The organism is Actinomadura sp. B10D3, assembly GCF_039871695.1.
Taxonomy (GTDB): domain Bacteria; phylum Actinomycetota; class Actinomycetes; order Streptosporangiales; family Streptosporangiaceae; genus Spirillospora; species Spirillospora madurae.
Map to the genome: position 1 here is coordinate 451,681 of NZ_JBDPLY010000002.1, position 19,634 is coordinate 471,314.

General features: G+C 73.8%; 21 protein-coding genes and 1 pseudogene. 10 read left to right on the forward strand and 12 right to left on the reverse strand.

Features of this window, described 5'->3' with window-relative positions; all coding sequences use genetic code 11:
* Positions 1-15: 15 nt before the first annotated feature.
* Positions 16-162, forward strand: a pseudogene (locus ABGB11_RS05385) (GNAT family N-acetyltransferase); the annotation flags it as partial.
* On the opposite strand, the gene ABGB11_RS05390 reads toward ABGB11_RS05385, so the two are convergent.
* Entirely contained in the window at positions 142-1,374 is a 1,233-nt protein-coding gene (locus ABGB11_RS05390; RefSeq protein ID WP_347629371.1) for an ROK family protein, read from the reverse strand. The pseudogene ABGB11_RS05385 and the gene ABGB11_RS05390 sit on opposite strands and share 21 nt — an antisense overlap.
* 50 nt (positions 1,375-1,424) lie before the next feature.
* Positions 1,425-2,375, reverse strand: a complete 951-nt coding sequence (locus ABGB11_RS05395) for a WYL domain-containing protein (RefSeq protein WP_347629373.1) — start codon at positions 2,373-2,375, stop codon at positions 1,425-1,427.
* 83 nt (positions 2,376-2,458) lie between these two features.
* Between ABGB11_RS05395 and ABGB11_RS05400 the strand changes: the two genes are divergently transcribed.
* On the forward strand, positions 2,459-3,010 hold the full coding sequence (locus ABGB11_RS05400; protein ID WP_347629375.1) for a YdeI/OmpD-associated family protein: 552 nt from the start codon (positions 2,459-2,461) through the stop codon (positions 3,008-3,010).
* Here the strand turns inward: ABGB11_RS05400 and ABGB11_RS05405 are convergent.
* Together ABGB11_RS05405 and ABGB11_RS05410 are read right to left on the reverse strand one after the other, a co-directional pair.
* Positions 2,995-3,519 carry a DUF488 domain-containing protein gene (locus ABGB11_RS05405; protein WP_347629377.1) on the reverse strand — a complete coding sequence of 175 codons (525 nt, stop codon included), beginning with the start codon at positions 3,517-3,519 and terminating at the stop codon, positions 2,995-2,997. The genes ABGB11_RS05400 and ABGB11_RS05405 overlap by 16 nt on opposite strands.
* A gap of 29 nt (positions 3,520-3,548) precedes the next feature.
* Complete coding sequence (locus ABGB11_RS05410; RefSeq protein WP_347629379.1) at positions 3,549-4,604, reverse strand: MBL fold metallo-hydrolase; 1,056 nt, start codon at positions 4,602-4,604, stop codon at positions 3,549-3,551.
* 66 nt (positions 4,605-4,670) lie between these two features.
* Between ABGB11_RS05410 and ABGB11_RS05415 the strand changes: the two genes are divergently transcribed.
* Positions 4,671-5,486 (forward strand): SAM-dependent methyltransferase, encoded by an 816-nt coding sequence (locus tag ABGB11_RS05415; protein WP_347629381.1) that lies wholly within the window; start codon positions 4,671-4,673, stop codon positions 5,484-5,486.
* A gap of 13 nt (positions 5,487-5,499) precedes the next feature.
* Here ABGB11_RS05415 and ABGB11_RS05420 read toward each other — a convergent pair whose 3' ends face one another.
* A complete protein-coding gene (locus tag ABGB11_RS05420; RefSeq protein ID WP_347629383.1) occupies positions 5,500-6,183 on the reverse strand; it encodes a zf-HC2 domain-containing protein in 684 nt (227 codons plus the stop codon).
* Positions 6,176-6,721, reverse strand: coding sequence for a sigma-70 family RNA polymerase sigma factor (locus tag ABGB11_RS05425; protein WP_347629384.1), 546 nt, complete (start codon positions 6,719-6,721; stop codon positions 6,176-6,178). The genes ABGB11_RS05420 and ABGB11_RS05425 overlap by 8 nt, the downstream gene beginning before the upstream one ends.
* 106 nt (positions 6,722-6,827) lie before the next feature.
* Between ABGB11_RS05425 and ABGB11_RS05430 the strand changes: the two genes are divergently transcribed.
* The 3 genes from ABGB11_RS05430 to ABGB11_RS05440 are packed head-to-tail and all read left to right on the forward strand — an operon-like array spanning position 6,828 to position 8,249.
* Entirely contained in the window at positions 6,828-7,283 is a 456-nt protein-coding gene (locus ABGB11_RS05430; protein ID WP_347629385.1) for a hypothetical protein, read from the forward strand.
* Positions 7,273-7,971 carry a cytochrome b/b6 domain-containing protein gene (locus ABGB11_RS05435; RefSeq protein ID WP_347629387.1) on the forward strand — a complete coding sequence of 233 codons (699 nt, stop codon included), beginning with the start codon at positions 7,273-7,275 and terminating at the stop codon, positions 7,969-7,971. The genes ABGB11_RS05430 and ABGB11_RS05435 overlap by 11 nt, the downstream gene beginning before the upstream one ends.
* Complete coding sequence (locus ABGB11_RS05440) at positions 7,968-8,249, forward strand: zf-HC2 domain-containing protein (RefSeq protein WP_347629389.1); 282 nt, start codon at positions 7,968-7,970, stop codon at positions 8,247-8,249. Before ABGB11_RS05435 ends, ABGB11_RS05440 begins: the two co-directional genes overlap by 4 nt.
* Here the strand turns inward: ABGB11_RS05440 and ABGB11_RS05445 are convergent.
* Positions 8,170-9,792, reverse strand: a complete 1,623-nt coding sequence (locus tag ABGB11_RS05445) for a ubiquinol-cytochrome c reductase cytochrome b subunit (protein ID WP_347629391.1) — start codon at positions 9,790-9,792, stop codon at positions 8,170-8,172. The genes ABGB11_RS05440 and ABGB11_RS05445 overlap by 80 nt on opposite strands.
* A 310-nt stretch (positions 9,793-10,102) precedes the next feature.
* Between ABGB11_RS05445 and ABGB11_RS05450 the strand changes: the two genes are divergently transcribed.
* The gene (locus ABGB11_RS05450; protein WP_347629393.1) at positions 10,103-11,311 is read left to right on the forward strand and encodes a helix-turn-helix domain-containing protein; all 1,209 of its coding nucleotides are present in this window, start codon (positions 10,103-10,105) and stop codon (positions 11,309-11,311) included.
* Here the strand turns inward: ABGB11_RS05450 and ABGB11_RS05455 are convergent.
* Complete coding sequence (locus ABGB11_RS05455; protein WP_347629395.1) at positions 11,298-11,552, reverse strand: hypothetical protein; 255 nt, start codon at positions 11,550-11,552, stop codon at positions 11,298-11,300. The two genes, ABGB11_RS05450 and ABGB11_RS05455, sit on opposite strands and share 14 nt — an antisense overlap.
* A gap of 154 nt (positions 11,553-11,706) precedes the next feature.
* Between ABGB11_RS05455 and ABGB11_RS05460 the strand changes: the two genes are divergently transcribed.
* Together ABGB11_RS05460 and ABGB11_RS05465 are read left to right on the forward strand one after the other, a co-directional pair.
* The gene (locus tag ABGB11_RS05460) at positions 11,707-12,456 is read left to right on the forward strand and encodes a GntR family transcriptional regulator (protein ID WP_347629397.1); all 750 of its coding nucleotides are present in this window, start codon (positions 11,707-11,709) and stop codon (positions 12,454-12,456) included.
* Positions 12,457-12,463: 7 nt separating this feature from the next.
* Positions 12,464-13,018: an NUDIX hydrolase gene (locus ABGB11_RS05465; protein WP_347629399.1), complete on the forward strand. Its 555-nt coding sequence runs from the start codon at positions 12,464-12,466 to the stop codon at positions 13,016-13,018.
* Here the strand turns inward: ABGB11_RS05465 and ABGB11_RS05470 are convergent.
* The 4 genes from ABGB11_RS05470 to ABGB11_RS05485 all read right to left on the reverse strand — a co-directional run bounded on the left by ABGB11_RS05470 (position 12,996) and on the right by ABGB11_RS05485 (position 18,126).
* Positions 12,996-14,849 carry a DUF4173 domain-containing protein gene (locus ABGB11_RS05470; protein ID WP_347629401.1) on the reverse strand — a complete coding sequence of 618 codons (1,854 nt, stop codon included), beginning with the start codon at positions 14,847-14,849 and terminating at the stop codon, positions 12,996-12,998. The two genes, ABGB11_RS05465 and ABGB11_RS05470, sit on opposite strands and share 23 nt — an antisense overlap.
* A complete protein-coding gene (locus tag ABGB11_RS05475; RefSeq protein ID WP_347629403.1) occupies positions 14,846-15,895 on the reverse strand; it encodes a HAMP domain-containing sensor histidine kinase in 1,050 nt (349 codons plus the stop codon). Before ABGB11_RS05475 ends, ABGB11_RS05470 begins: the two co-directional genes overlap by 4 nt.
* Positions 15,892-16,578 (reverse strand): response regulator transcription factor, encoded by a 687-nt coding sequence (locus tag ABGB11_RS05480; RefSeq protein ID WP_347629405.1) that lies wholly within the window; start codon positions 16,576-16,578, stop codon positions 15,892-15,894. The genes ABGB11_RS05475 and ABGB11_RS05480 overlap by 4 nt, the downstream gene beginning before the upstream one ends.
* 72 nt (positions 16,579-16,650) lie before the next feature.
* The gene (locus ABGB11_RS05485; RefSeq protein WP_347629407.1) at positions 16,651-18,126 is read right to left on the reverse strand and encodes a glutamate--cysteine ligase; all 1,476 of its coding nucleotides are present in this window, start codon (positions 18,124-18,126) and stop codon (positions 16,651-16,653) included.
* A gap of 158 nt (positions 18,127-18,284) precedes the next feature.
* On the opposite strand from ABGB11_RS05485, the gene ABGB11_RS05490 reads away from it, so the two are divergent.
* Positions 18,285-19,628, forward strand: a complete 1,344-nt coding sequence (locus ABGB11_RS05490) for a HAMP domain-containing sensor histidine kinase (RefSeq protein WP_347629409.1) — start codon at positions 18,285-18,287, stop codon at positions 19,626-19,628.
* Positions 19,629-19,634: the final 6 nt, after the last annotated feature.

Here is a 19,634-nt window from a genome sequence, read left to right on the forward strand (position 1 = left end):
GGCGTTCGCCGCGTCGTCCGCGGCGAACTGAGGGTCGAACACCGTATGCGGCTCACCCGGGAGGACGGGGAACGGCACCGCACCGTCCCCGTCACCATGGAGGGGCTCGCCCCGTGCCTCCCCATGTTCGGGCTCCCGGGATCAGGCGCCGAGGACGCCTAGAGGGTCGGCCAGCAGGGCGGCGAAGCCCAGCTCGGCGGCGCCGACCAGGGTGGACTCGTAGCCGAGCGCGGCCGTGCGGAGCTCGACGTGCTCCCGGGAGACGGGCAGGCCGCTCGCCGCCACGCGAGCGCGGACCTGGGACGCCGCGCCCCGGTAGATCTCCTGGAGCATGCCGCCGAAGACGACGACACCCGGGTTGAACAGGTTGATCAGGTTGGTGACGCCGATGCCGAGCCAGTCGCCGACCCGGTCCAGGGCCCGCCGGGCGGCCTCGTCCCCGGCCTCCGCCGCGTCCACCACGGCCCGCACGCCCTCCCGGCCGACCGGGCCGCCGGCGCGCCCGGCCGCCTCCAGCAGTGCCGCCTCGCCCACCTCCGCCTCCAGGCAGCCGCGCGAGCCGCAGTTGCAGGGGCGCCCGTCGTACGGGTTGACGATCATGTGGCCGAGCTCGGCGGCGTAGCCGTCGTCGCCGTGCAGCGGCTTGCCGCCGACGATGATGCCGCCGCCGACGCCGATGTCCCCGTGCAGGTAGACGAGGTTCCGGCTGCCCGCGCCCGCGCCGCGTTCGAGCTCGGCGAACGCCCCCAGATGCGCCTCGTTGCCGACCTTCACCGGCAGGTCCAGGCCCAGCCGCTCGCCGAGGGCCGGGCCGAAGTCGAGATCGGTCCACCCCCGGGTGGGAACCAGCCGCACCTTCCCGTCGGCCGCCCTGACCAGGCCGCAGAACGACGCGCCGACCCCCGCGCACGCCGCCTCCGGCGGGGCGGCGGCCACGAGCGCGCGCCCGAACCCGGCGAGGATGGCGACCACGTCCTCCAGGTCGTCCCGGCCGCGCCGCCGGAGCGCCTCCCTGCGCTCCAGGACCGTCCCGCCGAGCCCGACCCTGGCCGCGACCAGCCGGTCCATCGCGACGTCGAAGGCCAGGACGTACGCCCGCCCGGGGTCGGGACGGACGACGAGCGACGGCCGCCCCGACCGTCCCGTCGCCGCGGACGGCTCCTCCCGGACCAGGCCCGCCGCCGCGAGCTTCGCGATCAGCGCCAGGATCGTGCTGCGGTTCACGCCCATCCGGGCGGCGAGGTCGGTGCGCGACACCGCCCCGTCCCGATGCACCTCGCGCAGGAGGATCCCCAGGTTGCGCCGCCGCGTCGCGGGGGAGACCCGCCCGGTGCCGCCGGTGCCGCCGGTGCCCGGCATCAGCGCGGACGACATGGTTCCTCCTCACGATGCGCTGCGGCCAAATTACCCAAGCCCGTGGAGCCTCAGTCCTCCCCGGCGTAGCGGGCGGCCAGTTCCGTGCCGATCCGCGCCAGCTCGTCGCGGACGGAACGAGGTTCCAGGACGTCGATGCGCCCGCCCCAGCCCGCGAGGTCGCGCGCGATGTCCAGCGGGGTCGGCGCGCCCACCCGGACCCGCACGCGTCCCTGCTCGGCGGCGCCCTCGGTGCGGCAGTGCCGCCCGAACCGCTCACGCAGCACGAACACGAACCGCTCCTCGATGAGCACGGTCGCCCAGGTCCGGGAGCGGCGCCGTTCGATCTCCTCGACGGTCTCCTCCCAGGCGGCGGCGAGGGCGAAGCCGTCCGGGCGCGCGGCACGCGCCTGCGTCGGCTCGGCCCGCTCGATGCGGTCGACGCGGAAGGTGCGGCGCCCGTTCGCGGTCCCGGCGAGGAGGTACCAGACGTCGTCCTTGTCGACCAGCCCCCACGGGTCGACCAGCCGCTCCGTCCGCTCGCGGGTGCGGCCGGCGTAGGTCAGGCGGACCTTGCGGCGGCGGACCACGGCGTCCTGGAGCACGCCGACCAGGGCGGGGCGGGGCCGGTCGCGCCCGCCCCACCGGGCGGGATCGACCATCGTGGCGGCGGTCGCGGCCTCGGCGTCCGCACGGAACGTGCTGGGCAGGGCCCGGACGAGCTTGCGCAGCGCCGCCTTCGCCTCGGCCGACACGCCCGCCGCGGGCCCGGCGAGCAGGAACAGCGCCTGCGCCTCCGCCGCCGTGAGCCCGCTGAGGTCGGTGCGGGCGCCGCCGACGAGCGACCAGCCCCCGCCGCGTCCGGGCCGCGGGTAGACGGGAACGCCCGCGGCCGACAGCGCCTCCAGATCGCGGCGGGCGGTGGCGACGGACACCTCCAGCTCGGCGGCCAGCTCGGCCGCCGTCACCCGGCCCCGGCTCTGCATCAGCAGCAGGGCGGCGACGAGACGGTCGGCGCGCATGGTTCACATTCTCCCTCAAAGTGCGCAGAAGGTGAGCACTTTGAGGGAGAGCATGGAGGTATCGACCCCGAGGGGGACCAGCGATGATGCACTTCCAGGACGCGGCGGCATGGGAGGCGTGGCTCGCCGCGCACCACGACTCGGCGGACGGCGTCTGGCTCAAGATCGCGAAGAAGGCGGCGCCCGTCGCGTCCCTCCGGATCGCCGAGGCGCTGGAGGCCGCCCTGTGCCACGGGTGGATCGACAGCCACCGCAAGGCCCTCGACGAGCACTTCTACCTGCAGCGGTACTCGCGCCGCCGCGCCGGCAGCCCCTGGTCGCGGATCAACGTGGAGCGGGCGGAGGCCCTGATCGCCGCCGGGCGGATGCGCTCGCCCGGCATGGCGGAGATCGAGGCCGCCCGCGCCGACGGCCGCTGGGACGCGGCCTACGCCGCGCAGCGCGACGTCACCGTGCCGCCCGACCTCGCCGCCGCGCTCGACGCCGACCCCCGGGCCGCGGCCGGCTTCGCGGCGCTCGGCAAGACCGGCCGCTACCTGGCGATCCTCCCGCTCCTCAAGGCCCGGACCCCGGCCGGGCGCGCCGCGAGGCTGACGAGGACGCTCGCCGGCCTGGCCGCTCATTCCCCGTCGTAGACGAGGAGGCCGTCCTCTCGCAGTCGCGCGCCCGGTGTGGGCGGGTGCTCGGTCAGGCGGCCGTCGTGGGCGAGGTGCAGTACCGTCCGGCCGCGGGCGAGGACCGCGAAGTCGGCGATGAGGCGGCGGTGGCAGCGCCACCACACCGACTCGCTGCACATCACCGCCGTGCGGTGCTCTCCGGCCTCCCGGAGGAGGGCGTCCATGGCGGCCAGGAACTCGGGCCTGCGGGTGTGCGCGGCGTAGCCGCGGAAGGAGTCGTTGCGCCAGAAGGTGTCGGGCGCGTCCGGCTCCGGCCGCCGGAAGCCGCCGAGCCGTCTCTCCCACCGGTAGCCCACTCCTTCGGCGGGCAGCCACACCTGCAGGGCGTCGCGGTGGACGTCCGGGTTGCGCCGGCTGCCGGGAGCGGTGCGCACGTCCACCACCGACCGGACCTCCGCGTCGCGCAGGAGCCGGGCGAGGTCTTCGCGCTCGGCCCTGCCGTGGCCGAACGTCAGGAGCGCCTCCACCCGGCCACGCTTCCCGTTCGGCGCCGGTCTTATGCGGCGGCGAGCCGATAGGTGGTGCCGCTGCTGCCCTGCACCCAGGCGTCCGGGAGGGCGGCGGCCAGGGCGTGCTGGGCCCGCCAGCCGGTGCAGTGGCCCGGGACGACGAGGCCCGGCGCCAGCTCGGTCAGCGCGGCGACCGTGGGCGGGATGACCGGCTCGAAGGCCGGACCGCTCAGGTGGAGCCCGCCGACGAGCGCGTGCAGCCGGTCGACGCCCGTCAGCCGCAGCGCGTGCCGGACGATGTTGACCGCACCCGCGTGCCCGCACCCCGTCAGCACGACGAGCCCCCGGCCGCGGACGTGCACCACGAGGGCCTGATCGTCGAGCACCAGCGGGTCGTGCTCCCAGCCGGAGCCGGTCCAGGCCTGGTGCGCGGGCGGCATGCCGTGCTCGAACTCGGTCGTGCGGTCCACCTCGCCGGTGATCAGGACGCCGCCGTCCAGGAGGAGGGACGGCTCGCGGCGTTCGATGACCTCGAAGCCCTCGCCGCCCAGGGCCTTCCTGCTGAGCGTCGGCAGCTCCTCCACGGGCTCGCCGGGGACGGCGAGCCGGCGCTTCGTCCACGCCAGCGGGTGCAGCACCATCGGCAGCGACCGGACGCCGCCCCGACCCGCCAGGCCGGCCAGCCCTCCGGCGTGGTCGAAGTGGCCGTGGCTGAGCACGACGGCCTGGACGTCGCCGAGGTCGACGCCGAGCCGGGCGGCGTTGGTGACCATCGCGTCCGGCGACAGGCCGGTGTCGAACAGCAGCCTGGTGGACCGGCCGCCCCGGCGCACCGTGACCAGCGCGGAGAACCCGTGCTCGGCGATCATCCCGGTGGGGGTGCGGCCCTCCTCGAACTGCGGCGCCGTCACCATCCCGGCGCCGAACCCGGCCCGGCGGGTCCGCTCGTCGCTGACGAGCAGGGCGTCGTAGACGTTGTCCACCAGGGTGAGGATCTCGACCTCGTCCACCGGCTCCAGCGCGATGGGATCGACCGCCGCCCCGCGCACCGGACGCGGCATCGACGCCCGTGCCTCCCCGGTTCCACCCGATGTCTCGCACATGGTGGCAGCCTATCTCCGCCGCCGTAGACTAAATGATCATGGTTTGTGCCGTTAAGGAGCCGTGCCGTGGGTGACGCGATGACGGGTTCAGGGGACGACGCCGAGCCGGTTCCCGGCGTGGACGCCGGCACGCCGAGCGTGGCCCGGATGTACGACTACTTCCTCGGCGGCAAGGACAACTACGCCTCCGACCGCGCCGCCGCCGAGGCGGTGGTCAAGGCGCTGCCCACGGTGGAGGGCGTCGCGCGGGCGAACCGCGCGTTCCTCCAGCGGGCCGTGCGCCATGTCGCCGGCCTCGGTCTCGACCAGTTCCTCGACATCGGCACCGGGCTGCCCACGCAGGGCAACGTCCACGAGATCGCCCGCGAGTCGCAGCCGGACGCCCGCGTCGTGTACGTGGACAACGATCCGATGGTGGTCGTCCACGCGCGGGCGCTGGTCGCCACCGACGAGCGCACCGCCATCATCCAGGCCGACGTGCGCGAACCGGACACGATCTTGGGCGACCCGGACGTCCACCGGCTGATCGACGTCGAGCGCCCGGTGTGCGTGCTGTTCGTCGCCGTCCTGCACTTCCTCCCGGACGAGGACGACCCGGCCGCGCTCGTCCGGCGCTTCGTCGACCCGCTCCCGGCCGGCAGCCACGTCATCCTGTCCCACGCGGCCGCGGAGGAGCGGCGCAACGCGCAGGTCGGCGAGACCTACCGGTCGGAGTCGGCGAGCGCTCCCCTCGTGGCCCGCACCCGCGACCAGGTGACCGCGCTCCTGGACGGCCTCACCATCGTCGAGCCGGGCGTCGTCCCCCTCCACGAATGGCGTCCCTACGGCGGCGAGTACATCAGCGACGCCGGCTGGACGGCCGTCGCCCGCAAGCCCGGCTGACGGACGGCCCGGCTCAGCCGAAGCGGGCGAGGAGCTCGCCGGACGGCCCCTGGAACCGCATCACGAGGATGTCGTGGACGGAGACCGGCACCGTCCGTCCCCACGAACCCTGCGCGTCCTCGACGTTCATACTGCCCAGTGCGACGTTGCGGCCCTCGCGGGTGGTCAGGGACACCTGGTAGGCGCCCGGTCGGCGCGCGGCGGTCATCGTGACGAACAGCCAGGCGGGCGAGCCCTGGTAGGCGAACACGTAGCCCGCGGGCTCCGCGCCTCCGGCGCCGCCCGCGTCGACGGGGACCGTGCGCAGGTACCGGCCGTGGGCGACGGAGAGCGTCTGGCGGTAGCTGTCGGCGAGGTTCCGGTCGCTCTCGGTCCGCTGCCAGACCGCACCGCCCGACGCTCCGGCGATGACCACGGCCGCCGCGGCCAGCACGAGGGCGTTGCGCAGGCGCCGGGACCGGCGCCGGCGCAGCATGGGCGCGAGCGCGGCGGCCTCGAACCCGGCGGGCGGCTGCCGCTCCGGGACGAGCCGGAGCAGCTCGTCGACGATCGCCGTCTGGGCCTCCAGCTCGCGGTGGCACCGGCCGCACCCGGCGATGTGGCGCAGCGCCCGCGCGCGCTCCTCGGCCGGCGCGACGCCCGCCGCGAGCTCGGGCAGGAGGCGCCTTGTCTCGGCGCAGGCGGGACTGTCAGTCATGGGTCACCCCCAGCGCCTCGCGGAGTCTGGCGAGCCCCCGGCGGAGCCGGGTCTTCGCCGTTCCCAAGGGTATGTGCTCGCGCTCGGCGATCTCGCCGGCCGTCAGCCCGTAGTACACCGACAGCACGATGGGCACGCTCTGCTCAGGGGGGAGGGCCCGCAGGGCTTCGCGCAGCTCCTCGGCGTCCTCGTAGCTCGTGGTGGCGACCGCCCGCTCGTCGCCGGTGAGCGTGTGGAGCAGGATGTGCGGATCGACGGGCCGGTCGCCGCGCAGGCGCATCGCGTCCACGGCGAGGTTCCGGGTGATGGTCAGCAGCCAGGTGACGGCACGGCCCTTGCGGGGGTCGTAGGCGCCCGCGTGCCGCCAGGCGCGCAGGAACGCCTCCTGCGCCACCTCCTCCGCTATCGCCGAGGATCCGACCAGCGCGTACGCCAGTCCGTAGACGCGGGCCTGGTACCGCCGGACGAAGACGGCCGCCGTTTCGGCATCGCCCGCGGCCATGCCGGTGAGCAGTGACTCATCGGAAAGATCCCACATGTGCAATACGGGCGCGAGGGTCAAAAGGGTTCACGAAACGACGAATCTCTTCGGCGCGCCTCGCCGTATTACCGCGGACATGGATTCCGGAGGCGAGGAGCGACTCGTGCGAACGAAGATCCTTATGGCCGGCGTCGCCGCGGCGGTGCTGGGGCTGGGCGCGTGCGGCGGAAGCCCGGAGACGGGCACGGAGGCCGCGGGCGGGGGCGGCGGCGGTCCGTCGGTGAAGATCGAGGCGCCGGCGGCGGGCGCGGACGTGCGGGCGCCGGTGACGTTGAGGTTCAGCAGCAGCGAGGAGATCGGCCCCGAGGAGTCCGGCAAGGACCACGTCCACGTGATCATCGACGGTAGGACGGACGACTACACGGTCGTGACGTCCTCGCCGTTCCAGATCAAGGACCTGCCGGCCGGGCGGCACACCATCGGCGTGACGCTCCAGCACGCCGACCACTCCTCGGCGGGGGCGAGCGCCAAGGTCGAGGTGAACGTCACGAACGGCGGTTCCGGCGGAGGCGGTTCCGACGGAGGCGGCTCGGGCGGCGGCGGCATCTATGACTACTAGGCCGCAGGACACGCGTGCACCCGGGACGCGCCGGTGCGCCACGGTCGAGCGGTACACCCGGCCCGTGCGGTGGTTCCACGCGGCCGTCTATCTCGGGGTGTTCCTGCTGCTGGTGACCGGCTGGTGGCTGCTCCTCGGGCATGAGGGCCGGCCGAGCCTGGCGGCCAAGCTGTTCCGCCTGCCGGACACCACCCTGCACAAGGACGCGGGGTGGGCGCTGACGGGCCTCGTCGCCGCCGGTCTCGTCCTCGGCATCCGCGCGGTGCGCACGTTCGCGGTGGAGTCGCTGCGGTTCCGCCCGGGGGACGCGCGATGGCTCCTCACGTGGCCCGCGGCGGCCTGGACGGGACGGTTCGCCCGGCATGACGGCCACTTCGATCCGGGGCAGCGGATCGCCAACGTCCTCCTCGTGCTCGGCCTGCTCCTCCTGATCGGGAGCGGGGCGGGGATGGCGACACTGCACGGCGGTCCCACGTTCGCCGTGCTGGTCCGCGTCCACACATGGGCCACGTACGCCTGCACGCTGCTCATCGCGGGCCACGTCCTCGTCGCGTCCGGCGTCCTGCCCGGGTACCGGGGCGTGTGGCGGTCGATGCACCTCGGGGGCCGGCTGGACGCGCGGGTGGCCGGGCGGCTCTGGCCGGGCTGGCTCGAACGCACGCGGGGCGGCCGGCGGGACCGGCCGTGAGCTGCCCGTCGCGGACGGACGCCGGGGCCTACGTCCTCGGCGTCCTGGCGCCCGGCGACCGGTCGCGCATGCGCGCCCACCTGGAGGGCTGCGCGCGGTGCCGGGCAGAGATCGCCGATCTCGCCCCGGTCGCCGACCTCCTCCGGAGCCTGGCCCTCCGGAGGAGCCGGCCCGCCGGAGGCGCCGCCGGCAGAACGGTCAGGGGCGGAGGGCCTTGTGCTCGTCCTCCTCGGCCCGGCTCGGCGGGGAGGCCAGGTCGCGCCGGAAGCGGGCGTTGAGGGCGATGCGCACGCGGCCGAGGCGGGTGCGGGCCTCCGGCGGGGCCACGCCCTCCGTCTCGGGACGGCCGAGGGGCACCGCGGAGGGCGGGCGGGGGTCGGTCACGGGGGCCAGGCCCTCCTCGCCCGCGGGCCGCTCGACCTCGATGTACTCCCCGCTGGGGAGGCGCCGGATGATGCCGGTCTCCAGGCCGTGGTGGGCGAGCGCGACGTCGCGGTGCTGGAGGCCGAGGCAGATCCGGTACGCGGCGATGTAGGCGAGCACCGGGCCGAGGATGATGGCGCAGCGGAAGAACCAGGTCGTCCAGAACAGCGGGATGTCGAAGCGGTCGGCGATCACGTCGTTGCCGCCGGCCGCCCAGAGCACCCCGTAGAAGACGACGCCGGCGCTGCCGATGCCCGTCCGGGCGGGGACGTCGCGGGGACGGTCGAGCAGGTGGTGGATGCGGTGGTCGCCCGTGACCCACCGCTCGACGAACGGGTAGACGGCGAGGCCGGTGAACAGCACGCCCGGCACGACGAGCGCGGGGACGAGGACGCTCATCGGCAGGGTGTGGCCCCAGGCGTTGATCTCCCACGCGGGCATCATCCGCAGCGCGCCCTCCAGCCAGCCCATGTACCAGTCGGGCTGCGAGCCGGAGCTGATCGCCCCCGGGTCGTACGGGCCGAACAGCCAGATCGGGTTGATCTGGAAGAACGTCGCGAGCAGCGCGGTCACCGCGAACACCCACAGGAAGAACGCGGTCGTCTTGGCGATGAAGACGGGGAAGAACGGATAGCCGCGGACGGTCGTGTTCGAGCTGCCCTTGCCCGGGAACTGGGTGTGCGTCTGCCGCCACGTGAGGACGATCGCGTGCAGCGGGATCAGCGCCGCGAGGATGCCCGGGATCAGCAGGATGTGGATGACGTAGAGCCGCGGGATGATGTCCGTCCCCGGGAACTCGCCGCCGAACAGGAACATCACCGCGTAGGAGCCGACCAGCGGGATCGAGGCGATGACGCCTTCGAGGATGCGGATCCCGGTGCCCGACAGCAGGTCGTCCGGCAGCGAGTAGCCGAACAGGCCGTTCACCATGACGAGCATGAACAGCACGATCCCGATGAGCCAGTTCAGCTCGCGGGGCTTGCGGAACGCGCCGGTGAAGAAGTTGCGCAGCAGGTGGATGGCGATCGCGGCCATGAACACGTTCGTCGCCCAGTGGTGGATCTGCCGCATGAGCAGCCCGCCGCGCACATCGAAGCTGATGTGCAGCGTCGACGCGTACGCCTCGCTCATCCGGACGCCCTTGAGCGGCCCGTACGAGCCGTTGTAGACGACCTCGTTCTGGCTCGGGACGAAGAAGAGCGTCAGGTAGACGCCCGTCAGCAGGATGATGACGAACGCGTACATGGCGATCTCGCCGAGCAGGAAGCTCCAGTGGTCGGGGAACGCCTTGCGCAGCGACTTGCGCGCGAACGCGGCGGCGCCGAACCGCTCGTCGACGGCCCGGCCGGCGGCGGCCAGGGACTCGGGAGGTACGCGGTCGGCGGGGTTGGCAGGCACGTGACCACCTCACGGAGTACTCGTCCGTCCCTTCACTGTCGCACCGGAAGGGCGGTCAGGCCAGTGCGTCCGGGAATTGTGGAGGACCGTTCAACCACCCGGCCGGAGCCGGTCGTATATCGACCTAGACTTTGCGCCCGAGCACGTCACGGGTCATGATTTGCCCCACATAGGTCACATAAGTAAGTAATTACCCCGTGTGTCCGGCGCGCAACGCAGGGGGACCGAGCTGGGAGGTTCTGTGGCGGACGACGGTTCGACCACCAGCGGGCGCCCGTGGGCGGATCTGCCGAGAGAACTGGCGGATCACATGCGACCCCACCTCGACGAGGTGGCGGACGACATGATCCAGGAAATCCAGACGCGCGTCAGGGAGTACGACCGGCCGGGCGACGGTTCCTATTCGGGGACCCTCCGCCTCGCCGTCGAGCGCGTGCTCCACTACTTCGTCGACCGGGTGGCCGATCCCGGCCATGATCCGGCACCGGTGACCGACTTCTTCCGCGCCATCGGCCGCGGCGAGGCGGGCGAGGGGCGCAGCCTCGACGCCATGCAGACCGCGATGCGGGTCGGCGGCATGGTCGCCTGGCGCCGGATGACCGAGGGCGCCGAGGCGCTGAAGGTCTCGCCGCGCACGCTCGGCGCCGTCGGCGAGGTCCTCATGCAGTTCCAGGACGAGCTGGCGCACGCCGCCGCCGAGGGCTTCTCCCAGGCCAAGGCGGCCGTCGCGGGCGAGATGCAGCGCCGCCGCAAGCGCCTGCTCGACCTGCTGTTCGCCGACCCGCCCGCCGCCCAGGAGGCCATCGCCGACCTCGCCGCCGCCGCGCACTGGCCCGTCCCGCGGACGATCGCCGCGGTCGCGCTCGGCCGGCACCCCCAGGACACCCGGCAGCCCGCGTTCCCGCCCGACGTGCTCGCCGACCTCACCCGCCGCACGCCCAGCCTGATCATCCCCGACCCGGACGGCCCCGGCCGCGCCAAGCTCGTCGACCGGGCCCTGGCCGGGACGCTCGCGGTCGTCGGCCCGACCGTCCCGCTGATGGAGGCGGCGCGCTCGATCCAGTGGGCGCGCAAGACGCTGTGCCTCGTCCAGCGCGGCGTGATCGAGGCGGAGAGCGGCGTGATCCGGAGCGTGGAGCACATGTCCACGCTGATCCTGTTCCAGGACGAGGGGCTCATCACCTCGCTCGCCGACCTGCGGCTCGCGCCGCTCGCGCACCTGCGGGCCAGCCAGCAGGACCGGCTCGCCGAGACGCTGCTGGCCTGGCTCCAGTCGGGCCGCAACGCCAACGAGGTCGCGATGCGGCTGCACGTCCACCCGCAGACCGTCCGGTACCGGCTGCGCCAGCTGGAGGAGCTGTTCGGCGACCAGCTGCTCGACCCGGACCTGCGCTTCGACCTGGAGATCGTGCTGCGCGCCCGCGCGCTGCTCGCCGACAACGCGGGCGAGCGGATCATCCCGCCCGCCCGGGAGGCGGTCGGCGACTCCGGCGAGGTGGTCAGCCTCAGGCGGAGCTGACCGGCCCCCGCTCGGACCGGGCCAGCCGGGACGACCTCAGCCGCTCGGCGGTGGCGACGCGCTCGGCCAGCCGGGTCTGCGCGTCGCACAGCAGCCACAGCTCGCCCTCGTCCGCGGCGACGATCTCCTCAAGGCAGCCGTTGAGCAGCTGGTAGTCCGACAGCGGCGTGACGCGGGTGGCCCGCAGGCCCCTGCTCGAGCGTTCGCTGTGCCAGCCGGGCATGCACATGGACACCGACATCACGCGGGACTCCCTCGGTCGGCCTATGGTAGGTCTACCATAGGACGACCAAACACCGCCCACAACGCGTTCGGCAGAACCCCAAGAGGACGCCGGCGCGGTGGGGATCTGTACGGTGTGAGGTCAACGCAGTGACCCCGGAGCAGGATCTGATATGCCGCGACCTCCCACGAAGGCACAGGCGATCGGCAACGCGCTCGCCGCCCGCATCGTCGAGGGCGAGCTCGACCCGGGGGCCTGGCTGCCGTCCGAGCGGGAACTGGCGCGCGCCTACGGGGCCGACCGCTCGACCGTCCGGCGGGCGCTGCGGATGCTCGCCGACCAGGGCCTCGTGGAGCTGCGGCACGGCGCGGGCGCGCAGGTGCGGACGGCGCCGAAGGTGCGGCGCGCGGCGGCCGACATCACGCGGCAGGTCGGCGAGTGGCGCGGGTTCCACGTGTCGGCGCAGAAGGACGGGCACAGGCCGTTCACCCGCACGACCGTCCGGGAGATCGAGGCGTGCGAGCGGCTCGCGCCCCGGCTGGACGTCCCGCTCGGCACCCGTGTCCTGGAACGCGGCCGCCTCCAGGGGGTCGAGGGCGGGCCGCCCGTGCAGACGGCGACGACCTGGGTGATCCTCGACGTCGTCGAGCGGATCCCGGTGCTGCGGGAGGTCGACACCGGGCCGGGCGGCATCTACTCCCGCCTGGAGGAGGCGGGCTTCCGGATCACCTTCGAGGAGTCGGTGACGTGCCGGCTCCCCCGCGCGGACGAGCAGGAGCGGCTGGAGATCGGTTCCGACCAGCCCGTCCTGACGCTGTGGCGCCGCGCCTACGACCAGGAGGACCGCGTCGTCGAGGTCACCCACCGGGTGGTGGTCGGCGACCGGCACGAACTCGTGTACCGCTACGGGTCGGGAGCGTGAGCACCAGATGAGCGAAGGGGACGGGCCCGCGGTCCGCCGGGTCGGCACGCGGGTGGTGTACGAGAACCCGTGGATGGTCGTCCGGGAGGACGAGGTCGAGCGGCTGGACGGCTCGCGCGGCATCTACGGCGTCATCGACAAGCCCGACTTCGTGCTGGTCATCCCCATCGAGGGCGACGGGTTCCACCTCGTCGAGGAGTACCGGTACCCGATCGGCAGGCGGACGTGGAGCTTCCCGCAGGGCTCGCTCCCCGGCCGGCAGGACGCCGATCCGGAGGAGCTCGCCCGGCTGGAGCTGGCGCAGGAGACCGGCCTGCGCGCCGGGACGCTGAGGCATCTCGGCTACCTGAACTGCTCGCACGGGACGAGCGGGCAGGGCTTCAACATCTTCGTCGCGTCCGACCTGGAGGCGGGCGAGACCGACCGCGAGCCCGAGGAGCAGGACATGCGGCAGAAGTGGGTGTCCCGGGAGGAGTTCAAGGCGCTGATCCGGGACGGCCGCATCACCGACGACTCGACGGTCGCCGCGTACGCCCTCCTCACGATCGAGTCGAAATGGTAGAGCAGTCCGCCGTGTTGCTGGACGGACGGCTCTCCAGGATGGTGCGGGCCCGCTCCCGGGCCAGGTTCGTGCTCATCGCCGCGTCGTCCTCCCGCAGGTCGAAGGCGATCGAGCGCAGCGCGCACGACCGCATCGGCTCGGGCAGCCGGTCCAGGGCGGGGACGGCGTCGGCGGACAGGTTCCGCAGGTAGCCGACGTCGATCTTCCCGGTGTCGGAGTACCGGGCGACGTTGTGCTCGGCGATGAACCCGTCCGGGTTGACCCCCGCCAGGGCGATCATCGCGACGGCACCGCTGGCGGCGACCGCCCGCGGCAGCCAGGCGACGCGGCCCTTCACGATCCCGGCGACGGCCACCAGCACCACGACGAAGCCGAGCCACAACTCGAACGCGTGCACCCACAGGCGCAGCCTCGTCCAGCCGTACGTCTCCTCGTACAGGTACAGGCGGCGCAGGGCGACGGCGACGACGACCAGGGTCAGCACGCAGAGCAGCCCCAGCAGGGTCCGGACGGTGATCCGGTCGGCGCGGGTCGCGGAGGGCGCGTACCGCTTCGCCACGGCGACGACCACGAGGACGAGCACGGTGACGACGACGAGCTGGAAGAACCCCTGCCGCGCGTACTCGGCGTAGGTGAGGCCGGTGGAGCGGAGCAGCTCGTCCTTGTCGTCGGCCAGGAAGATGCCCGCCTGGATCGTGCAGAACACCAGGAACAGCAGGTCGAGCGCGGCGATCGGCACCGCCCAGGACCAGCGGCCGGCGGGCTTGGCCCGCTCGGGGATCAGGATGTGCAGCGGCGGAGGCGCCTGCCCGAGGAACGCGCCGGCGCACGCGAGCATCAGCGTGACGGCGCCCGCGAACCCGTAGACGAAGACGGTGCCCGGCGAGACCTCCGGGACGAGCCCTTCGGCGAGGCTCCCGAACGCCGCGTCCGCGCCGACGAACAGCGCGCCGAACACCGCGATCAGCCCGGTCGCGATGAGCCCGGTCCGGATGACCGGCCAGGTGTTGCGCCGCCCGGACGTCGCCGCCCCGTAGGCGCCGCGCGCCGTCCACGGCACCATCAGGGCGCCCGCCGGCAGGACGGCGAGCCCGCCGCACAGCACCTCCGCCCAGGACCGCCCGCCGGCCGTCCCGTACGAGCCGACGGCGACCGCGAGCAGGAGCGCCGGGGCGACGACCCACTGCGCGTCCCGGACGGCGGCGGTCGCGGACAGCGCGACCGCCAGCGGCACGAACGCGAGGGCGGTCCGGTTCAGCCGCGCGAACCGCCCGTACTTCGCGGAGGCCGGGCGCGTCATCCGTCCCGCCGACCACGTCGACGCGCCCGCCAGGTAGGCGACGGCGGCCGCGGCGATGAGCACGCCGACGCCGAGGCCGTCCATCAGGGCGGGGCCGAGCGCGGCCGCCCCGATGACCGCCGTGATGACCGCACCCGCGACGAGCGCCGGCGGCATCGCCTGCGAGGGCTGCTTCCAGGCGGTGAACGCCTTCTCCAGCTTGGTCGGCGTGTAGACGAACGGCTGCGCCGGGGGATACCCGGGCCGCTGCGCGAACGGGTTCACGCCGGGCGGCGGCGGCACCTGGGGCGCGCCGGGCGGCGGCACCCGGGGCGCGCCGGGCGCCAGCTGAGGCGCGGCCCAGCCCGCCTGGGGTGCGCCGGGCGGCGGCGCCCCGGGCGCGCCGGGCGCGTTCCCGGTGCCGGCGGCGGGCCGGGCGGACGCGTCCGCTCCGACCTTCGCGGGAGTGCCGGGCGCCTCGGCGGAGCCGTCCGCCGGGGGTTCGCCGGGTCCGGGTGACTTCCCGGGCGGGTCCTGTGGTGGGTTCGTCATGTGGGTTCTCCGGAGATCGGGGGGATCACGACGCGGATGCGGCAGCCGGTCGGGGTGTCGAGGACGGTGATGTCGCCGCCGTGCAGGTCGGTGGCCCAGCTCGCGATGGTGAGGCCGAGGCCCGTCCCGCCGCCGGGCGTGCCCGTGCCGGACGCCGCGCCGCGGGAGAAGCGCTCGAAGACGCGGTCGCGCTCTTCGGGCGGGATGCCAGGACCCTCATCGGTGACTTCGATGACCAGACCGCCCTGCGAGTTCCCGGGCGGCCGGGCCGTGACGGTGACGGGCTTGCCGGCGCCGTGCCGGGCGGCGTTGTCGAGCAGGTTGGCGACCACCTGGTGGAGGCGGTCGCGGTCGGCGGCGGCGCGCAGGCCCGGGGTGACGTCGGACTCGAAGACCGCCTCCGGGTGGCCGCCGCCCGCCTCCGCGACGACGTCGGCGATGAACGCGGCGACGTCGATGTCGGTGACGTCCAGCACCGCCGCCCCCGCCTCGACCCGCGACAGGTCGAGGAGCTGGGTGACGAGGCGGCCGAGCCGCTCGGTCTGGTCGAGCGCGGTCTGCAGGACGTCCGGCGTCGCGGGCGTGACGCCGTCCGCGACGTTCTCCAGGACGGCCCGCAGCGCGCTGATCGGGGTGCGCAGCTCGTGCGAGACGTTCGCGACGAACTCCCGGCGCTGCCGGTCGACCTCGGCGAGGTCGGCGGCCATCCGGTTGAACGCCTGCGCCAGCTCGCCGACCTCGTCCCGGGACGTGGCCCGCACCCGGCGGCTGTAGTCGCCGCGCGCCATGGCCCGCGCCGCCGCCGTCATCTCGCGCAGCGGCGCGGTCATGCCGTGCGCGAGCAGCTGGATGACGACCAGGGAGATGAGGACGCCGACCGGCAGCGTCTGCCGGGCCCGGAACCCCAGCGGGTAGCCCCACAGGACGATCAGCACGGCGACGCAGGCGGTGACGACCACCACGACGCCGAACTTCACCTTGATCGAGCGGAGCGGGTCCAGCGGGCGGGGCAGCTTCGCCCACAGCCTGTGGATGACGGCGGTCACGGGGCCGCCTCCATGCTGTATCCGACGCCGTGCACGGTCCGGATCAACCCCTGGCCGAGCTTGCGGCGCAGGGCCTTGACGTGGCTGTCCACGACGCGGGTGCCGGACGCGTCCGCCCAGTCCCAGACCTGTTCGAGCAGGACGGCGCGGGTCAGCACCGCCCCGCGGTTGCGCAGGAAGCAGGCGAGCAGGTCGAACTCGGTGGGCGTCAGGTGCACCTCGCGGCCGTCCCGGCGGACGCGCCGCGCCCGCTGGTCGACCTCCAGGCCGCCGAGCCGCACCGGCCCGTCCGCGGCGTCGATCGCGGGCCGTTCCACGCGCCGCAGCACGGCGCGGATGCGGGCGACCAGCTCCCGCATGCTGAACGGCTTGGTCACGTAGTCGTCCGCGCCGACGCCGAGGCCGACGAGCAGGTCGGTCTCGTCGTCGCGGGCCGTCAGCATCAGCACCGGCACGGGACGCTCCGCCTGGACGCGCCGGCACACCTCCAGCCCGTCGAAGCCGGGCAGCATCACGTCCAGGACGATCAGGTGCGGCCGGTACCCGCGGGCGCGCTCGACCGCCGAAGGGCCGTCACCGGCCACCTCGACGGCGAAGCCCTCGGCCGCGAGCCGGTCGGCCACCGCGCGCGCGATGGTCGGCTCGTCCTCCACGACGAGGACGCGCGTCTCGTTCTCGGTCACGGAACCAGACTCTAGAAGCCCGGTATGCATGCCCCGAGTGCGATTTGTGCAGGACCTGTGAAGATCTCCGGGTCAGATCTCCCACGTGTGGACGGGTTCGTTGTCGCGCAGGTGTTCCGCGTAGGAGCGGGTCATCATGCGCAGCGCGTCGTGGCGGGACACGCCGTGCTCCTCTTCGAGGTGGCCGACGGTGCCGATCTGCCAGGCGGCGCCGGTCCGCCCCGTGACGCAGCGCCGCTCGATGATGCCGAGGAGGTGGTCGCGGCGGACCGGGTCGACGCCCCAGCGGTCGAGGCCCTCGTGGGCGAGGGGGAGCAGCTTGCGCAGGATGAGCTCGGGCGCGGGCACCTCGCCCATGCCGGGCCAGTAGAGCGTCGAGTCGAGGCCGTCGCGGGCGGCGCGGTGCAGGTTCTCCTCGGCGGTGGCGAAGGACATGCGCGTCCAGACGGGACGGTCCGCCTCGGCGAGCATCCGGACGAGGCCGTAGTAGAAGGCGCCGTTGGCGACGACGTCGGCGACGGACGGCCCGGCCGGCAGGACGCGGTTCTCCACGCGCAGGTGCGGCCGGCCGTCCACGACGGCGTAGATGGGACGGTTCCAGCGGTAGATCGTGCCGTTGTGGAGGGTCAGCTCGCCGAGCTCGGGGACCCCGCCGTCGTCCAGGATCTCGCGCGGGTCCTCCTCGTCGCACAGCGGCAGAAGGGACGGGAAGTAGCGGGCGTTCTCCTCGAACAGGTCGAAGACGGAGGTGATCCAGCGCTCGCCGAACCACACGCGCGGCCGGACGCCCTGGGTCTTCAGCTCGTCCGGGCGGGTGTCGGTGGCCTGCTCGAACAGGGTGATGCGGGTCTCGTGCCAGAGCCGGTGCCCGAACAGGAAGGGGGAGTTGGCGCCGACCGCGACCTGGGCGCCCGCGATGGCCTGCGCGGCGTTCCAGTAGGCGCCGAACTGGTCGGGGCTGACCTGGAGGTGGAACTGGACGCTGGTGCAGGCGGCCTCGGGGATGATCGTGTCGGCGTGCATGCGCAGCGGCTCGGGGCCGTCGATCGCGATCCGCATCTCCTCGCCGCGCGCCGCGAAGATCTGGTCGTTGAGCATCTTGTAGCGGGCGTTGGCCGACAGCGACTCCTCGCCGATGTCGGTCTTGCGCAGCGTCGGCAGGATCCCGATCATCACGAGCCGGCCGCCGACCTCGCGGGCGCGGCCGTCGGCGTGCACGAGGTGCTCGCGGACCTCGGTCTCCAGTTCGCCGGTGTTCTCGCCGCCGAGGATCCGGGGCGGAATGTTGATCTCCAGGTTGAACTGGCCCAGCTCGGTCGCCCAGGCCGGGTCGGCGATGGCCTTGAGGACGTCCGCGTTGCGCATCAGCGGGTCGCCGAGCGAGTCGATCAGGTTGAGCTCGATCTCCAAACCTATGTGGGGCCGTTCGAAGTCGAACTGGGATTCGCCCAGCATGCGGGCCAGCACGTCAAGACACCGTCGTACCTTGTCGCGATACCGCCGCCGATCCTCGCCGCTGATGGTGACCGAGGCCACGTCCCTGCCCATGTGTCCGTCCCTGGTGCTCCGGAGGAACCGTCATAAAACGGGATGTCCCGGTGAGCGAAGGTGAAAACCCGGCGCGGAATTTCGGCCTCCCCGTTTCGTGACCGCCCGGTAGCGTGTGTCCTTGTGCCGGGAGACCGGGACGTCGGCCAGGAGGGTCCATGCGCGTGCGCCCCCGTTCCATCCGGGCCAGGGACACACTCGTCGCCGCCGTCATCGCCGCCCTCGTCCTCGGCGTCACCGCGATCGGCGCCGACTACGCCGTGCGCAGCGCGGTCAAGGCCGATCTTCTCCGCGAGACCCAGGTGGACGCCCGGCGAGTCAGCGGCGCCGTCCGCGACGGGACGCTGGAGGGCCCGATCCGGGACGACAGCCGGGGGCGCGTCCTCGTGCAGGTCGTCGAGCCCGGCGGGCGGGTGGCCAACGCCACGCCCGCCGCAACGGACATGCCGCCGGTGAGCAGACTCTGGCCGTCGAGCAACCTGCGGGTCCGCGACTTCACGACGTGCCACGGGTCCTGGCCGGGCCGCGAGTGCTTCGTCGTGGAGGCCATCCGCGTCAGCACCGCGGCCGACTCCGTCGTGGTGTACGCGGCGAACCGGCAGCCGTCCTACCTGGTCAACGGCCTGCTGGAGGCGGTCCTCGCGGTCGCCGTGCTGCTGCTCGCCGGGTTCGCCGCGTGGGTCACCTGGCGGGTCGTCGGCCGCACCCTCGGCCCGGTCGAGGCGATCCGCGCGCAGCTCGCCGAGATCAGCGCCACCGACCTCAGCCGCCGGGTGCCCCAGCCGGCCGGGGAGGACGAGATCGCCCAGCTCGCCCGGACCGCGAACGAGACGCTCGACCGGCTGGAGCGCGCCGTCGGGCGGCAGCGGCAGTTCGCCTCCGACGCCTCCCACGAGCTGCGCACCCCGATCGCCGGGCTCCGGGCCAACCTGGAGGACGCGACCATGCACCCGGAGGACAACGACCTGCGGGCCGTCGTCGCCTCGGCGCTGCGGGACACCGACCGGCTGGAGTCGATCGTCACCGACCTGCTGCTGCTCGCCCGCATCGGCACGGGCGGGACCGCGTCGCAGCGCCCGGTCGACCTGTCCGAGCTGGCGGACGCCGAGATCCGCCGCCGCGCCTTCACCCTGAAGATCGACACGGAGATCGCCCGCGGCGTCACGGTCCGCGGCGTGCGCATGCAGCTCGTCCGCCTGCTCGGCAACCTGCTGGACAACGCGGAGCGCTACGCCGACACGCGGATCACGGTGGAGCTGTCCGCGGCGGACGGCGTGGCGCTGCTGACCGTCACCGACGACGGTGTGGGCATCGCGCCCGCCGACCGGGAACGCGTCTTCGAGCGCTTCACCCGCCTGGACACCGCCCGCAGCCGCGACGCCGGCGGCACTGGCCTCGGCCTCGCGATCGCCCGCGAGATCGCCCAGGCGCAGGGCGGGACGCTGACGGTCGAGGACAACCCGTCCGGCGCCCGCTTCGCGCTCCGGCTGCCCCTCGAATAGCGCGAA

What these genes read in the sequence shown, in the direction of transcription:
- ABGB11_RS05390 (WP_347629371.1), bottom strand. Translation starts at nt 1,374, where the DNA reads ATGTCGTCCGCGCTGATGCCGGGCACCGGCGGCACCGGCGGCACCGGG.
- ABGB11_RS05395 (WP_347629373.1), bottom strand. Translation starts at nt 2,375, where the DNA reads ATGCGCGCCGACCGTCTCGTCGCCGCCCTGCTGCTGATGCAGAGCCGG.
- ABGB11_RS05400 (WP_347629375.1), top strand. Translation starts at nt 2,459, where the DNA reads ATGATGCACTTCCAGGACGCGGCGGCATGGGAGGCGTGGCTCGCCGCG.
- ABGB11_RS05410 (WP_347629379.1), bottom strand. Translation starts at nt 4,604, where the DNA reads ATGTGCGAGACATCGGGTGGAACCGGGGAGGCACGGGCGTCGATGCCG.
- ABGB11_RS05420 (WP_347629383.1), bottom strand. Translation starts at nt 6,183, where the DNA reads ATGACTGACAGTCCCGCCTGCGCCGAGACAAGGCGCCTCCTGCCCGAG.
- ABGB11_RS05425 (WP_347629384.1), bottom strand. Translation starts at nt 6,721, where the DNA reads ATGTGGGATCTTTCCGATGAGTCACTGCTCACCGGCATGGCCGCGGGC.
- ABGB11_RS05435 (WP_347629387.1), top strand. Translation starts at nt 7,273, where the DNA reads ATGACTACTAGGCCGCAGGACACGCGTGCACCCGGGACGCGCCGGTGC.
- ABGB11_RS05450 (WP_347629393.1), top strand. Translation starts at nt 10,103, where the DNA reads ATGCGACCCCACCTCGACGAGGTGGCGGACGACATGATCCAGGAAATC.
- ABGB11_RS05455 (WP_347629395.1), bottom strand. Translation starts at nt 11,552, where the DNA reads ATGTCGGTGTCCATGTGCATGCCCGGCTGGCACAGCGAACGCTCGAGC.
- ABGB11_RS05460 (WP_347629397.1), top strand. Translation starts at nt 11,707, where the DNA reads ATGCCGCGACCTCCCACGAAGGCACAGGCGATCGGCAACGCGCTCGCC.
- ABGB11_RS05465 (WP_347629399.1), top strand. Translation starts at nt 12,464, where the DNA reads ATGAGCGAAGGGGACGGGCCCGCGGTCCGCCGGGTCGGCACGCGGGTG.
- ABGB11_RS05470 (WP_347629401.1), bottom strand. Translation starts at nt 14,849, where the DNA reads ATGACGAACCCACCACAGGACCCGCCCGGGAAGTCACCCGGACCCGGC.
- ABGB11_RS05485 (WP_347629407.1), bottom strand. Translation starts at nt 18,126, where the DNA reads ATGGGCAGGGACGTGGCCTCGGTCACCATCAGCGGCGAGGATCGGCGG.
- ABGB11_RS05490 (WP_347629409.1), top strand. Translation starts at nt 18,285, where the DNA reads ATGCGCGTGCGCCCCCGTTCCATCCGGGCCAGGGACACACTCGTCGCC.